Raw genomic sequence first — 14774 nt, 5'->3', positions numbered from 1 at the left:
ATCACGGGCGACACCGGGTTAATCGTCGAGGCGCTCTTCCAGTTGGCGCACTTCTTGGGCGAGCTTGTCGAGGAACTGCATGCGGCGCATCAGGCGCTCGGCCTTGTCGCGCTCGGCAGGCAGGTCCCAGCAGGCGGCGAAATCCTCGTTGAGCGTGTCCTGGGCGACCTTCAGGCGCTTCTTGAACACCGCCACGCCATCGAGGTCGGCTTCGTCCTGCAGCTCTTCGAGCTCCTCGCGCCATTGCATCTGCTGCATCAGGAAATCAGGGTCATGGACCGTGACTTCCTGGGGCACTTCGTGGCCACCGATAGCCAGCAGGTAGCGGGCACGGCGCGGCGCACTGCGCAGGGTCTGGTAGGCGTCGTTGAGAGCCGCCGACTTTTCCAGCGCTACCCGCTGCTCGCGCTCGGAGGCGTCGGCGAAGCGGTCCGGATGGACCTCGCGCGCCAGCTCGCGGTAGCGAGTGGCCAGTTTGTCGAGGTCCAGGCGGAAGCTGGGTTGGAGGTCAAACAGAGCGAAATGACAAGGAGTACCCACGGCCAGCCTCAGACGTTGAAGCTTTCGCCGCAGCCACACTCACCGCGCACGTTGGGGTTGTTGAACTTGAAGCCTTCGTTCAACCCTTCCTTGACGAAGTCCAGCTCGGTGCCATCGAGGTAGACCAGGCTCTTGGGATCGATGATCACCTTGACGCCATGGTTCTCGAACACCTGGTCCTCTGCGGCCAGCTCGTCGACGAACTCCAGCACGTAGGCCAGGCCCGAGCAGCCGGTGGTGCGCACGCCCAGGCGAATGCCCTCACCCTTGCCGCGCCCGTCGAGGGAGCGGCGAATGTGGTTGGCGGCGGCTTCTGTCATGCTGATAGCCATCGGAACTCCTTGACTCTTACCTTGCTACGGGCGGCTTAGATCAAGCCTTTCTTCTGCTTGTAGTCGCGAACGGCTGCCTTGATGGCATCTTCGGCGAGTACCGAGCAGTGGATCTTCACTGGCGGCAACGCCAGTTCTTCCGCCAGCTGGGTGTTCTTGATGGTTTCGGCTTCGTCCAGGGTCTTGCCCTTCATCCACTCGGTGGCGAGGGAGCTGGAAGCGATGGCCGAACCGCAGCCGTAAGTCTTGAACTTGGCGTCTTCGATGATGCCTTGCTCGTTGACCTTGATCTGCAGACGCATCACGTCACCGCACGCAGGGGCGCCGACCATGCCGGTACCGACATCCGGGTCCTCGGCGTTCATCTTGCCGACGTTGCGTGGGTTTTCGTAGTGGTCGATGACCTTTTCACTGTATGCCATGGTGCAATTCCTTCCTCATCAGGGAGCCGCTCTTGCCGGCGACTGCTTAGTGGGCGGCCCACTCGATCTTGGAGATGTCAACGCCGTCTTTGTACATGTCCCACAGCGGCGACAGCTCACGCAGTTTGTTGACGGCCATGCAGACTTGCTGCGCGGCGTAGTCGACTTCTTCTTCGGTGGTGAAACGGCCGAAGGAGAAGCGGATCGAGCTGTGCGCCAGCTCGTCGTTGCGGCCCAGAGCGCGCAGTACATACGACGGCTCGAGCGAAGCGGAGGTACAGGCCGAACCGGACGATACGGCGATGTCCTTCAGGGACATCAGCAGCGACTCGCCTTCGACGTAGTTGAAGCTCAGGTTCAGGTTGTGCGGCACGCGGGCAGTCTTGCTGCCGTTGACGTACAGCTCTTCGAGGTCCGAGACCTGCTTGAAGAAGCGGTCGCTCAGGGCCTTGATGCGCACGTTCTCGGCGGCCATTTCCTGCTTGGCGATGGCGAAGGCCTCGCCCATGCCGACGATCTGGTGAGTCGGCAGGGTGCCCGAACGCATGCCGCGCTCATGGCCACCGCCGTGAATGATGGCTTCCAGACGCACGCGCGGCTTGCGGCTGACGTACAACGCGCCGATGCCTTTAGGGCCGTAGACCTTGTGCGCCGAGAACGACATCAGGTCGACCTTCAGCTTCTGCAGGTCGATTTCGACCTTGCCAGCGGACTGGGCGGCATCGACATGGAACAGCACGCCGCGTGAACGGGTCAGCTCACCGATGGCGGCGATGTCGTTGATCGAGCCGACTTCGTTGTTCACATGCATCAGCGAGACCAGGATGGTGTCGTCGCGCAGGGCGGCTTCGACCATGGCCGGGGTGACGATGCCGTCTTCGCCAGGTTCCAGGTAGGTGACTTCGAAACCTTCGCGCTCGAGCTGGCGAGCGGTATCCAGGACCGCCTTGTGCTCGATCTTGGAGGTGATGATGTGCTTGCCCTTGGTCTGATAGAAGTGCGCCACACCTTTCAGGGCGAGGTTGTCGGACTCGGTGGCACCGCTGGTCCAGACGATTTCGCGCGGGTCGGCGTTGATCAGCTCGGCAACCTGGCGGCGGCCGTTCTCGACCGCTTCCTCGGCCTTCCAGCCGAACACGTGGGAACGGGAGGCCGGGTTACCGAAGTTGCCGTCGACCAGCAGGCAGTCGGCCATCTTCTGGGCGACACGTGGGTCGACCGGCGTGGTAGCGGAGTAATCGAGGTAGATCGGCAACTTCATGGGTATCTCCTATCAGGCGGTGGCGTCGCTCGTCACTGTTAAGCGGTCAGTCGACGGCGGACGTCTCAATCTTGTCCAGCAGGGCGGTACGGCCTGCGACACGCCGCAGGTCCTGGCGCTGGGCGACTTCCTGCACCTCACGGCGCATGACAAGGTCAGCCAGGCTGATGCCACTGAGGAATTCGTGAATCTGCTGGCTGAGGTCGCACCACAGGTGGTGGGTCAGGCAGGTGTCACCGGCATGGCAATCCCCGAGGCCCTGGCAACGGGTGGCATCGACCGACTCGTTGACCGCGTCGATGACCTGGGCCACCTGGATGGTTTCCATGCCGCGCGACAGCTGGTAGCCACCGCCCGGACCGCGCACACTGGAAACCAGGCTGCTGCGGCGCAGCTTGGCGAACAGCTGTTCCAGATAAGAGAGGGAAATGCCCTGGCGCTCGGAAATGTCGGCCAAAGACACCGGCCCATGCTGCGCGTGCAATGCCAGGTCGAGCATGGCAGTGACGGCGTATCGGCCTTTGGTAGTCAGTCGCATGGCTAATGGGTACCACGGGAGTTACGGGATGTGTGCGAGTATGCGATTCCCGAGCATTTAAGTCAACTATTAGACCTACTGCTTTAGTCGGGTTTGCATCAGGGAGGCGGGCGCGAGTGTAGCAGCAATGGGGCGCGAGCACACGCCCCATATGTCAGAGTGACTTCACTGCGACGCAATCAATGCGACTGAGTGTCGCGCTGGGCCGCCTGGGTTTCGACCGCGAAGTCATCTTCCGGCAACTTCGGCAGCTCCTTGGCACAATAGTCACTGCCCATCTTGGTCAGCGCTCCACACATACCCTCCAGACGCTCGTCGACCGCCTGCAGATGATCAAGCATCTGGCCGATGGCACGGGCTACCGGGTCCGGCATGTCACCGCTGACGCCGTAGGCATCGAAGCCGATCTTCTCGGCTATGGCCTTGCGCCTGGCCTCGAGTTCGGTGTCCTCGCTGTTCCTGACGATGATCCGCCCCGGGATGCCAACCGCAGTAGCGCCGGCCGGAACCGCCTTGGTCACCACGGCATTGGAGCCGATCTTGGCCCCGGCACCGACAGTGAACGGGCCAAGCACCTTGGCACCCGCCCCTACCACCACACCGTTTTCCAGGGTCGGGTGACGCTTGCCTTTGTTCCAGCTGGTGCCGCCCAGGGTCACCCCCTGATAAAGAGTGACATCGTCGCCGATCTCGGCGGTTTCACCGATGACGATACCCATGCCGTGGTCGATGAAGAAGCGCCGACCGATGGTCGCGCCGGGATGGATCTCGATACCGGTCATCCAGCGACCGAAGTTCGACACCAGGCGCGCCAGCCACTTGAAGTCACGCTTCCACAAGGCATTGCCCAGGCGATGCAGCCAGATGGCGTGCATGCCCGGATAGCAGGTCAGCACCTCGAAGGCGTTGCGCGCCGCCGGGTCACGATGGAATACGCTCTGGATATCTTCACGCAGACGTTCGAACATCTGTCAGTCCTTCCGTTTATGCGGCTCACCCCGGGCGACCTTCTGGGTCTCGGTGAGGATGCCGCGCAAAATGCTCATTTCCGAACGATTTACCGAGCTGCGCCCGTACAGCCGGCGCAGGCGCGGCATCAGGTGCTTGGGCTTCTCGGGGTCGAGGAAGCCGATGTCCACCAGGGTTTTCTCCAGGTGTTCGTAGAACAGCTCCATTTCGTCCATGGTCGCCAGCTCGTTGCTGCGCAGCGAGTTGGCGTCGAACTTCTCGACCTTGGTAGGCGCGCCTTGCGCTGCCAGCCAGGCCATGCGCACCTCATAGGAGAGCACCTGGACTGCGGCGGCAAGGTTCAGCGAGCTGAAGTCGGGGTTCGAGGGAATGTGCACGTGGAAGTGACATCGCTGCAGTTCTTCGTTGGTCAGGCCGGCGTGCTCACGCCCGAACACCAGGGCGATCTCTTCACCACCGTTGGCGTGCTCCACGGCCTTGGCCCCGCATTCGCGCGGGTCGATCAATGGCCAGGGGATGCTGCGCTCACGAGCACTGGTGCCCATGACCAGATTGCACCCGACCAGCGCGTCCTCAAGGCTGTCGACCACCTGGGCATTGGCCAGGATATCGTCGGCGCCCGAAGCCCGCGCGGAGGCGTCGCCGGACGGGAACTCTTTTGGCTGCACCAGCACCAGACGCGACAAGCCCATGTTTTTCATGGCACGCGCAGCGCCGCCGATGTTGCCGGGGTGGCTGGTATTGACCAGAACAACACGAATATTTTGCAGCAAGGTGTTGTGCTCTCAGATGCAGGTTTGGGGGAAAACGATCTTACAGAACCGACCAGCGTAACGCCACGAAAGCAAATGTGACACTTCTGCCGCCAAACTTTTCTGCTAGAATGTTCGGCTTTCTTCTTTAACATCTCCAGGTGACCCGCCCATGCAGCCTATGCTGAATATCGCCCTGCGCGCCGCTCGCAGCGCCAGTGAACTGATTTTCCGCTCCATCGAACGCCTGGATAGCATCAAGGTCGACGAGAAAGAGGCCAAGGACTACGTCTCCGAAGTGGATCGTGCCGCCGAGCAGAGCATCGTCAACGCCCTGCGCAAGGCCTACCCGAACCACTCCATTCAAGGTGAAGAAACCGGCCTGCACGCCGGCACCGGCGAAGAAGGCAAGGACTATCTGTGGATCATCGATCCGCTGGACGGCACCACCAACTTCCTGCGTGGCATCCCGCACTTCGCTGTCAGCATCGCCTGCAAATACCGTGGCCGCCTCGAGCATGCCGTGATCGTCGACCCGGTTCGCCAGGAAGAATTCACCGCCAGCCGCGGCCGTGGCGCCCAGCTCAATGGCCGTCGCCTGCGCGTCAGCTCGCGCACCAGCCTGGACGGCGCCCTGCTGGGCACCGGCTTCCCGTTCCGTGACAACCAGATGGCTGACATGGACAACTACCTGGGCATGTTCCGCGCCCTGACTGGCCAGACCGCCGGCATCCGCCGCGCCGGCTCCGCCAGCCTGGACCTCGCCTACGTGGCCGCCGGCCGTTTCGACGCCTTCTGGGAGTCGGGCCTGTCCGAGTGGGACATGGCGGCAGGCGTGCTGCTGATCCAGGAAGCCGGTGGCCTGGTGAGCGACTTCAACGGTGGCCATGACTTCCTCGACAAGGGCCACATCGTTGCAGGCAACATCAAGTGCTTCAAGGCCGTACTGACCGCTATCCAGCCACACCTGCCAGAGAGCATGAAGCGCTAAGCGCGGATTGCAGGCATAAAAAAAGCACCCCTCGGGGTGCTTTTTTATGCCTTTGTCCCGCCATACGCGACCCTGTAGGAGCGGCCTTGTGTCGCGAAAGGGCTGCGAAGCAGCCCCGGCAATCTGTGATATGGCTAAGATCCCAGGGCCGCTACGCGCCCCTTTCGCGACACAAGGCCGCTCCTACAAAGAGCAGACCGCGCGCGCCTTACTGCCCGGCTTCGCTGAGGATCAGCTTGCCATTCTTGTCCAGCGGAATGGTCGAACCCGGCTCGCGGTCCATCTTCACCTTGCCCACCTGATCACCAATGGAATAGGTCACGTTGTAACCTACCACCTTCTCGCTGATGTCGTTGACCGTGTTGCAGCGGGTTTGCGTGGTGGTGTAGGTGTCACGCTGCTGCATGCCTTCCTGCACCTTGTTACCGGCATAACCACCACCGACCGCACCGGCCACGGTGGCGATCTTCTTGCCGGTGCCGCCGCCAATCTGGTTACCCAGCAGGCCGCCGGCAATGGCACCTACCACGGTACCGGCGATCTGGTGCTGGTCCTTGACCGGCGCCTGACGCGTAACGGCGACATCCTTGCAGACCTCGCGCGGGGTCTTGACCTGTTGCTTGATCGGTTGCACGTCGGTGACCTGAGCGTACTCAGGCCCCTTGTTCACCAAGCTGTAGGTGGCAACAGCACCTCCGGCAGTAACACCGACAGCACCCAGCACAGCGCCTACGAGCATTGATTTGTTCACATGAACCTCCTGTTGTACCTGCAGGACTAACCTGCTTTCTCCCAGCCTTGGAGCGAAAAAAAAGGCGCGAGTTCAACACTCGCGCCTCTTTGGTCGCCGAACGGCGTAGGACTAATCCTTAAGGACGGTCATCCACGCCTTCGTTTTTCGCAGGTGGAATCAGGTCTTCGCTGTTCAGGTTCAGCCAGATCAGTACCACGTTGGCGATGTAGATCGACGAATAGGTACCGGCCATGACACCGATGAACAGTGCCAGCGAGAAGCCGAACAGGTTGTCGCCGCCGAAGAACAGCAGCGCAGCGATCGCCAGCAAGGTCGACACCGAGGTAGCGATGGTGCGCAGCAGGGTCTGGGTGGTCGAGACGTTGATGTTCTCGATCAGCGAGGCCTTGCGCATCACACGGAAGTTCTCACGTACCCGGTCGAAGACGACGATGGTGTCGTTCAGCGAGTAGCCGATGATCGCCAGTACCGCCGCCAGCACCGTGAGGTCAAAGGTGATCTGGAAGAACGACAGGATACCCAGGGTCACCACCACGTCGTGGATCAGCGAGACGATCGCGCCCACAGCGAACTTCCACTGGAAGCGGAAGGCCAGGTAGATGAGGATGCCACCCAGTGCCAGGAGCATGCCGAGGCCGCCCTGGTCGCGCAGCTCTTCACCCACCTGCGGGCCGACGAACTCAACGCGCTTGATGGTGGCCGGGTTGTCGCCACCGACCTTCTGCAGTGCGGCAGCAACCTTGTTGCCCAGCTGCGGGTCATCACCCGGCATGCGCACCAGCAGGTCGGTGGTGGCGCCAAAGCTCTGCACCACGGCCTCGTGGAAGCCGGAGTCGACCAGCTCTGCACGTACCGCCTTGAGGTCGGCCGGGCGCTCGTAGGTCAGCTCGATCAGCGTACCGCCGGTGAAGTCCAGGCCGAAGTTCAGGCCCTTCTGCCACCAGCTGAACAGCGCCAGCACGGTGAGGAGCACGGTGACGGCGAACGCGACATTGCGCACGCCCATGAAGTTGATGGTTTTCATCGCAGCTCCCTCAAACCCACAGCTTCTTGATGTCACGCCCGCCGCAGGTCAGGTTGACCATTGCGCGGGTCACCATGACGGCGGTGAACATCGAGGTGAAAATCCCGAGGGACATGGTGACCGCGAAGCCCTTGACCGGGCCGGTACCCATGGCGAACAGGATGCCGCCGACCAGCAGGCTGGTCAGGTTGGCGTCGATGATCGCGGTATAGGCGCGGTTGAAACCTTCGTGAATGGCGCGCTGCACCGACATACCGGCACTCAGCTCCTCGCGGATACGCGAGAAGATCAGTACGTTGGCGTCCACCGCCATACCCATGGTCAACACGATACCGGCGATGCCTGGCAGGGTCAGGGTCGCGCCCAGCAGCGACATCAGCGCCAGCAGCAGGACCATGTTGCCCGCCAGGGCAACGGTGGCGATCACGCCGAAGCCGCGGTAGATGGCGATGATGAACAGCGAGACGAACAGCATGCCCCACAGCGACGCATCGATACCCTTGGTGATGTTGTCGGCACCCAGGCTTGGACCAATGGTACGTTCTTCGGCGAAGTACATCGGCGCAGCCAGACCACCGGCACGCAGGAGCAGGGCCAGTTCCGACGACTCACCCTGGCCGTTCAGGCCGGTGATACGGAACTGGCTACCCAGTGGCGACTGGATGGTCGCCAGGCTGATGATCTTTTTCTCTTCCTGGAAGCTCTGTACGGCAACGTCCTTCTCGACGCCATCGACAGTCTGCTTGACGTAGCGAGTGACCGGCTTCTGCTCGATGAAGATCACCGCCATGCTACGGCCAACGTTGCTGCGGGTGGCGCGGCTCATCAGCTCGCCACCGTGGCCATCCAGGCGAATGTTGACCTGCGGCCGGCCATGCTCGTCGAAGCTGGCCTGGGCATCGGTCACCTGGTCACCCGTGATGATCAGGCCGCGCTCGACAGCAGCGGAACGGTTGCCTTCACGGAACTCGAAGACCTCGGTAGTGGCCTTGGAAGCGCCCGGCTCGGCACCGAAGCGGAACTCCAGGTTGGCGGTTTTACCGAGGATACGCTTGGCTTCGGCGGTGTCCTGCACGCCCGGCAGCTCGACCACGATGCGGTTGGCGCCTTGGCGCTGCACCAGCGGCTCGGCCACGCCCAGCTCGTTCACACGGTTGCGGACGGTGGTCAGGTTCTGCTTGATCGAGTACTCGCGGATCTCGGCGACTTTCGCCTGGGTCAGCGCCAGACGCAGCACGGCGAGCTCGTTGCGCTCGGTGGTGGTCAGGTCGAAGTCGTTGAAATTCTTGCGGATCAGGGCGCGTGCCTGCTCGCGGGTAGCATCGTCAGCGAAGCCCAGCATTACGCCGCCATCCTGCTGCGGCAGGCTGCGGTAGCGGATGCGCTCTTTGCGCAGCAAGGTCTTGACCTCGCCTTCGTAGACTTTCATGCGGGCGCTCATCGCCTTGTCCATGTCCACTTCGAGCAGGAAGTGCACACCACCGGACAGGTCCAGGCCCAGCTTCATCGGGCTTGCACCCAGGTTGCGCAGCCATTGCGGGGTAGTCTGGGCCAGGTTCAGGGCCACGACATAATCATCGCCCAGTGCCTTGCGCACGACATCCTTGGCTGGCAGTTGATCTTCCTGGTTGGTCAGGCGAATCAGCCCACTGCCCTTCTCACCCAGGCTCGCGCCCTTGACGGTGATACCGGCATCGACCAGCGCCTTGCTGACGCGATCGAGGTCAGCCTGGTTGACCCGCAGCGCCGAGCTGGCACCGCTGATCTGCACCGCCGGATCATCCGGGTAGAGGTTGGGAGCGGAATAAATGAAACCGATCGCCAGTACCACCAGGATCAGTGCGTATTTCCACAGAGGGTATTTGTTCAGCATCACGCCGCCCGTTCAAGACGCGGGGCGCTTTGCGCGCCCCGACTGGAAAAATGAAACCGGTAACTCAGATAGCCTTGAGCGTACCTTTTGGCAGGGTGGCCGCGATGGCACCCTTCTGGAACTTCAGTTCGACGGTGTCGGAAACTTCCAGGACCACGAAGTCATCGGAAACCTTGACGATCTTGCCGGCGATACCGCCGTTGGTGACAACTTCATCACCTTTCTGCAAGTTGCTCAGCAGGTTCTTCTGCTCTTTGGCGCGCTTGGCCTGCGGGCGCCAGATCATCAAGTAGAAGATGACCAGGAAACCGACCAGGAAAATCCATTCGAAACCGGTGCCGGCTGGGCCAGCGGCGGGTGCTGCAGCGTCCGCGTAAGCGGCGGGGATCAAGAAGCTCATTGGGCACTCCTAATGTAATGTTCTAATAATGGATGCGAACAGTCAGTCCAAAGGCGGCACAGGCAGCCCGCGTTTGGCGTAGAAGGCGTCGACAAAGGCGGCCAATTTACCCTGTTGAATAGCCTCGCGTAAACCGGCCATCAAGCGCTGGTAATGGCGCAAGTTGTGGATGGTATTCAGCATGCTGCTCAGCATTTCGCCACACTTGTCCAGATGATGGAGATAAGCGCGGGAGAAGTTGGTGCAGGTGTAGCAGTCACAGGTCGGATCCAGCGGCGAATCATCATGGCGATGGAACGCGTTGCGGATCTTGATTACCCCTGTATCGACGAACAGATGGCCGTTGCGCGCGTTGCGCGTGGGCATCACGCAGTCGAACATGTCGACGCCGCGGCGCACACCCTCAACCAGATCTTCCGGTTTGCCTACCCCCATAAGGTAACGAGGTTTGTCAGCCGGCATCTGGCCCGGCAGGTAGTCGAGCACCTTGATCATTTCGTGCTTCGGCTCGCCAACCGACAGGCCACCAATGGCCAGGCCGTCGAAGCCGATGTTTTCCAGGGCTTCCAGCGAGCGCATGCGCAGGTCCTGGTACATGCCACCCTGAACGATACCGAACAGTGCCGCCGTGTTGTCGGCGTGGGCATTCTTCGAGCGTTGGGCCCAGCGCAGCGACAGTTCCATGGAGGTGCGCGCCACGTCGTGCTCGGCCGGGTACGGCGTGCACTCGTCGAAGATCATGACGATGTCCGAGCCCAGGTCACGCTGCACCTGCATGGACTCTTCCGGGCCCATGAACACCTTGGAGCCGTCGACGGGCGAGGCGAAGGTCACGCCTTCCTCCTTGATCTTGCGCATGGCGCCCAGGCTGAACACCTGGAAACCACCGGAATCGGTGAGGATAGGGCCTTTCCATTGCATGAAGTCATGCAGGCCGTTGTGCTTCTTGATCACCTCGGTACCCGGGCGCAGCCACAGGTGGAAGGTGTTGCCGAGGATGATTTCGGCGCCGATGGCCTCGATGTCACGCGGCAGCATGCCCTTGACCGTGCCATAGGTGCCCACCGGCATGAACGCCGGGGTCTCGACCGTGCCACGGGGGAAGGTCAGCCGGCCACGACGGGCCTTGCCGTCGGTGGCCAGCAGTTCGAACGACATTCGACAGGTGCGACTCATGCTTGATCCTCTGGGCCGCGTGGCGCCGGATTGCGGGTGATGAACATGGCATCACCGTAACTGAAGAAGCGGTAACCCTGGTCAACCGCCGCCGCGTAGGCAGCCATGGTTTCGGGGTAACCGGCGAAGGCCGAGACCAGCATCAACAGCGTGGACTCCGGCAGGTGGAAGTTGGTGACCAGGCAATCGACCACATGGAACGGCCGACCCGGGTAGATGAAGATGTCGGTATCACCGCTGAAGGCCTTGAGCACGCCATCGCGCGCTGCGCTCTCCAGCGAGCGCACGCTGGTGGTACCGACTGCGATCACCCGGCCGCCACGGGCGCGGCAGGCCTCGATGGCGTCGACCACGTCCTGGCTCACTTCGAGCCACTCTTTGTGCATGTGGTGGTCTTCGATCTTGTCGACCCGCACCGGCTGGAAGGTGCCGGCGCCCACGTGCAAGGTGACGAAGGCGCGCTCGACGCCCTTGGCGGCGATCTTTTCCAGCAGCGCTTCGTCGAAGTGCAGGCCCGCAGTCGGCGCGGCCACCGCACCGGCGCGTTCGGCGTACACGGTCTGGTAGCGCTCACGGTCGGCGCCTTCGTCGGGGCGGTCGATATAGGGCGGCAACGGCATGTGCCCGACGCGATCGAGCAGCGGCAGCACCTCTTCGGTGAAGCGCAGTTCGAACAGGGTGTCGTGGCGGGCGACCATCTCGGCCTCGCCACCGCCATCGATGAGGATCACTGCGCCTTCCTTCGGCGCCTTGCTGGCACGCACATGGGCCAGCACGCGGTGGCTGTCGAGTACACGCTCGACCAAGACTTCCAGCTTGCCGCCGGAGGCTTTCTGGCCAAACAACCGCGCCGGAATCACCCGGGTGTTGTTGAACACCATCAGGTCGCCCGGCCGCAGGTAGTCGAGCAGATCGGGGAATTGCTTGTGCGCCAACGCCCCGCTCGGGCCATCGAGGACCAGCAGACGGCTGCCATGGCGCTCGGCCAGAGGGTGGCGGGCGATCAGGGAATCGGGGAGTTCGAAGGAAAAATCGGCGACGCGCATGATGATGTTCGGGTTCGACAGGGCCGGGAAGTTTAGCCCAATGTGTGAAAATTGACCATGAAAGCCGATTGACCGACCACGAGCACCTCTCTATACTGCGCGCCACACGCCCTGATGGCGGAATTGGTAGACGCGGCGGATTCAAAATCCGTTTTCGAAAGGAGTGGGAGTTCGAGTCTCCCTCGGGGCACCATCATATAGTTCCAAGCGGTCCCTACCAGACCCGGAACACCAGAGAAACCGGCCACTGAGCCGGTTTTTTTGTGCCCACAGTTCCCAGTGGTTCCCTTGTAAGCCCAAAGTTATGTGAGTAGATTTGTGAGTAGACCGAGTTCGGTCCAGAAATCTACTCACACACTGACCGCATTCCGGCGTGCTCAGTGAACTGCAAGGGTATCGCCGTGGCGCTCACTGACACTGCCATCCGCACCGCCAAACCCCGCGATAAGCTGTACCGCCTGGCTGACGCTCACGGCTTATGCCTTGAGGTCACGACGACCGGCAGCAAGCTGTGGCGCGTCCGCTACCGATTTGAAGGCAAGGCGAAGATGCTGGCCGTGGGCGCTTATCCCTCGGTCACGCTCGCCAATGCCCGCGAACGCCGTGATGCCGCACAGAAGCTGCTGGCGCAGGGCGTAGACCCAAGCGCCTATAAACATCAGGAGAAGGTAGCGGCTGCGATCCAGGCCCTGACGGTCGAGTCGCTGGCGCGGGAGTGGTACGCCTACAACCACCCGCGATGGGCACCGGCCACCGCGTCGAAGGCATTGCAATACCTGGAGTCGGACATTTTCCCAGTGATCGGTAAGCGGCCTGCTGCCGAGGTCCAGCGCCCTGAGCTGGTAGACCTGGTGCGAAAGATCGAGCGGCGCGAGGCGTTCAACGTCGCCCGGAAAGTTCGCCAGTGGCTGAGCCAGATATTCCGCTTCGGCTTGGCCAAGGGCGTGGTGCCAGGCAATCCCGCCACGGATTTGGACGTGGTAGCCGCCCACGCCCCGCGCACTCGCCATCACCCCCACGTATCGGAAACCGAGCTGCCCGACCTGCTGGGGAAGCTGGAGGCGGCTCAGTGCGATATCACCAGCAAGATCGCAATTCGCCTGCTACTGCTGACAGCGGTGCGCCCCGGTGAACTACGACTGGCGCCCTGGGATGAGTTCGACCTAGATGCCGCTACCTGGACGATCCCAGCGGCACGGATGAAGGCACGGCGCCCTCACATCGTCCCGCTTCCACGCCAGGCAGTGGTGCTGCTGCGCACCCTGCATGAGCTGACCGGCACCTATCCCCTCGCCTTCCCTGGACGCAATGACCGGGCCAGACCAATGAGTGAGAACACGGTGAACAAGGCGCTTTCCTCGATGGGTTACGAGGGACGCCAGACTGGCCATGGCTTCCGTCACCTACTGAGCACCAGCCTCAACAGCCGAGGTTACAACCGCGATTGGATTGAGCGACAGCTTGCCCACGGCGATCAAGATTCGATCCGCGACACTTACAACCACGCGCACTACCTGGAGCAACGCCGGGAAATGATGCAAGCGTGGGCCGACTCGATAGACGCCCTGTGCGCTGGCGCCAACGTGGTGAGCATCAAACGAAAGGCGTAAAAATTTTGGCTGGCCTAGCTCGACGGAGCGAAAAGCGGACTTCCCACCCGCCTGACTGGCAGACCTATTCAGTAGTGGGAGCGCTTGGGAGGGTTACGTGATGAATGACAGGACAATATTTGGCATAGACAAAACCCAACTATTGAGACATCGCAGCACGGAAGATGAATTAGTAGAAAAGCACATTACTGACGTAATCCACCAACATCATACCCTCGGTGAAAGCCTGGCTCAGCTGGAAAATTTCGGCACTTGGACGATGAACCTCCAAGAAGCTGCTGAGCTAATCGCCTGCGACCAATGGGCTGCCGGGAATGTAAGCATCCCAGCGCTTGCCGAATATAACGGCCACCTACTCTCACGGGAGGTAGCCTCCCTGCTCGTGAACGTCACGGAGATATTCCTACCAAAATTGATTAACGCCGTAGAGATAGGGCGCCTTAAAGCCGCGAAAACTCTCCGTGATTTTGACGAGATAATTGTTCCAAACCTGACATTTATTGATTACAGCGAGCTATGTGAGTGGCTGACTGGAAGAGGATATACCCCTGGAGAGGCGTTTGAAGAGTGGTATGACCGAGCTATTAATATTTCGGATAGACTGATCGAAGAGGCAATCTGGCTACGAAGGGCCGCTAGAGACGAAATAAAAGCGATGCCTGTGACAATTGGCTACGCGAGTATTCAGGTCATTGACCCCGAAGCAGGCGTCGAGGCTTTAAGCAGCCAACTCAAAGCAGCTCTTTTAGAAAATCATCACTTACGAGAACGATTGGCGAAAGCTGAGTCAGCGCGACAAGAGACAGCACACAACACATCCAAGCGATCACATTGGCTTGCCACTGCCGCACTGATAAAACTAATGGAGTCGCCAGTTGATCGCCCAAGACCTCAAGGAATGAAACAGTCTGCCATCAAGTCAGCTATTCTGGAGCGTTTCTCTTTTCGTGGCTTGAAAGAGCGCAATCTTGACGAAATATTTGCTGCTGCAAACAAGGCAATAGCAGGAGAGGAATAACCTCCTCCAGCACGTTATAAAATCACCGCAGTTGCGGAACGTAAAACCGCAATTGCGGTTACACCTAT

General features: G+C 61.1%; 16 protein-coding genes and 1 tRNA gene. 4 read left to right on the top strand and 13 right to left on the bottom strand.

The features are described 5' to 3' along the window. Nucleotides 1-18 precede the first annotated feature (18 nt). From hscB to trmJ, 7 genes are all read right to left on the bottom strand, one after another. A complete protein-coding gene (gene hscB / locus ACTORR_RS19040; protein WP_054887564.1) occupies nt 19-540 on the bottom strand; it encodes a co-chaperone HscB in 522 nt (173 codons plus the stop codon). 8 nt (nt 541-548) lie between these two features. Continuing rightward, the gene (iscA, locus tag ACTORR_RS19035; RefSeq protein ID WP_023630636.1) at nt 549-872 is read right to left on the bottom strand and encodes an iron-sulfur cluster assembly protein IscA; all 324 of its coding nucleotides are present in this window, start codon (nt 870-872) and stop codon (nt 549-551) included. A gap of 35 nt (nt 873-907) precedes the next feature. Beyond that, nucleotides 908-1294, bottom strand: a complete 387-nt coding sequence (iscU, locus tag ACTORR_RS19030; protein ID WP_007929523.1) for a Fe-S cluster assembly scaffold IscU — start codon at nt 1292-1294, stop codon at nt 908-910. A gap of 46 nt (nt 1295-1340) precedes the next feature. After that, nucleotides 1341-2555, bottom strand: a complete 1215-nt coding sequence (locus ACTORR_RS19025) for an IscS subfamily cysteine desulfurase (RefSeq protein WP_027920282.1) — start codon at nt 2553-2555, stop codon at nt 1341-1343. Between the two features lie 46 nt (nt 2556-2601). Then, nucleotides 2602-3093, bottom strand: a complete 492-nt coding sequence (iscR, locus tag ACTORR_RS19020) for a Fe-S cluster assembly transcriptional regulator IscR (protein ID WP_054887562.1) — start codon at nt 3091-3093, stop codon at nt 2602-2604. A 179-nt stretch (nt 3094-3272) separates the two neighbouring features. Further along, on the bottom strand, nt 3273-4061 hold the full coding sequence (cysE, locus tag ACTORR_RS19015; protein ID WP_313365725.1) for a serine O-acetyltransferase: 789 nt from the start codon (nt 4059-4061) through the stop codon (nt 3273-3275). 3 nt (nt 4062-4064) lie between these two features. Then, nucleotides 4065-4835 (bottom strand): tRNA (cytosine(32)/uridine(32)-2'-O)-methyltransferase TrmJ, encoded by a 771-nt coding sequence (gene trmJ / locus ACTORR_RS19010; protein WP_313365726.1) that lies wholly within the window; start codon nt 4833-4835, stop codon nt 4065-4067. 151 nt (nt 4836-4986) lie between these two features. On the opposite strand from trmJ, the gene suhB reads away from it, so the two are divergent. After that, nucleotides 4987-5805 carry a type III secretion system regulator SuhB gene (gene suhB / locus ACTORR_RS19005; protein WP_054887559.1) on the top strand — a complete coding sequence of 273 codons (819 nt, stop codon included), beginning with the start codon at nt 4987-4989 and terminating at the stop codon, nt 5803-5805. 208 nt (nt 5806-6013) lie between these two features. Here the strand turns inward: suhB and ACTORR_RS19000 are convergent, their stop codons facing one another. The 6 genes from ACTORR_RS19000 to queA form a co-directional block, all read right to left on the bottom strand. Continuing rightward, a complete protein-coding gene (locus ACTORR_RS19000; protein ID WP_054887558.1) occupies nt 6014-6556 on the bottom strand; it encodes a glycine zipper 2TM domain-containing protein in 543 nt (180 codons plus the stop codon). 118 nt (nt 6557-6674) lie between these two features. Further along, the gene (gene secF, locus ACTORR_RS18995; protein WP_054887557.1) at nt 6675-7583 is read right to left on the bottom strand and encodes a protein translocase subunit SecF; all 909 of its coding nucleotides are present in this window, start codon (nt 7581-7583) and stop codon (nt 6675-6677) included. A 10-nt stretch (nt 7584-7593) separates the two neighbouring features. Continuing rightward, nucleotides 7594-9456, bottom strand: coding sequence for a protein translocase subunit SecD (gene secD / locus ACTORR_RS18990; RefSeq protein WP_054887556.1), 1863 nt, complete (start codon nt 9454-9456; stop codon nt 7594-7596). Nucleotides 9457-9520: 64 nt separating this feature from the next. After that, nucleotides 9521-9856: a preprotein translocase subunit YajC gene (yajC, locus tag ACTORR_RS18985; protein ID WP_008092587.1), complete on the bottom strand. Its 336-nt coding sequence runs from the start codon at nt 9854-9856 to the stop codon at nt 9521-9523. A 42-nt stretch (nt 9857-9898) separates the two neighbouring features. Then, nucleotides 9899-11014, bottom strand: a complete 1116-nt coding sequence (gene tgt, locus ACTORR_RS18980) for a tRNA guanosine(34) transglycosylase Tgt (RefSeq protein WP_176510082.1) — start codon at nt 11012-11014, stop codon at nt 9899-9901. Between the two features lie 14 nt (nt 11015-11028). Then, nucleotides 11029-12078 carry a tRNA preQ1(34) S-adenosylmethionine ribosyltransferase-isomerase QueA gene (gene queA / locus ACTORR_RS18975; protein WP_054887554.1) on the bottom strand — a complete coding sequence of 350 codons (1050 nt, stop codon included), beginning with the start codon at nt 12076-12078 and terminating at the stop codon, nt 11029-11031. 108 nt (nt 12079-12186) lie between these two features. Here queA and ACTORR_RS18970 point away from each other — a divergent pair. The 3 genes from ACTORR_RS18970 to ACTORR_RS18960 all read left to right on the top strand — a co-directional run bounded on the left by ACTORR_RS18970 (nt 12187) and on the right by ACTORR_RS18960 (nt 14706). Next, nucleotides 12187-12271 (top strand) — tRNA-Leu (locus ACTORR_RS18970). Between the two features lie 208 nt (nt 12272-12479). Continuing rightward, the gene (locus ACTORR_RS18965) at nt 12480-13688 is read left to right on the top strand and encodes a tyrosine-type recombinase/integrase (RefSeq protein WP_441344125.1); all 1209 of its coding nucleotides are present in this window, start codon (nt 12480-12482) and stop codon (nt 13686-13688) included. A gap of 100 nt (nt 13689-13788) precedes the next feature. Then, nucleotides 13789-14706: a hypothetical protein gene (locus ACTORR_RS18960; RefSeq protein WP_256816166.1), complete on the top strand. Its 918-nt coding sequence runs from the start codon at nt 13789-13791 to the stop codon at nt 14704-14706. The last annotated feature ends 68 nt before the right edge of the window (nt 14707-14774 follow it).

The sequence above is a fragment of the Pseudomonas sp. SAR267 genome (assembly GCF_052077595.1).
GTDB classification, from domain to species: domain Bacteria; phylum Pseudomonadota; class Gammaproteobacteria; order Pseudomonadales; family Pseudomonadaceae; genus Aquipseudomonas; species Aquipseudomonas vlassakiae.
This window is presented reverse-complemented; position numbering and strand designations above follow the sequence as displayed.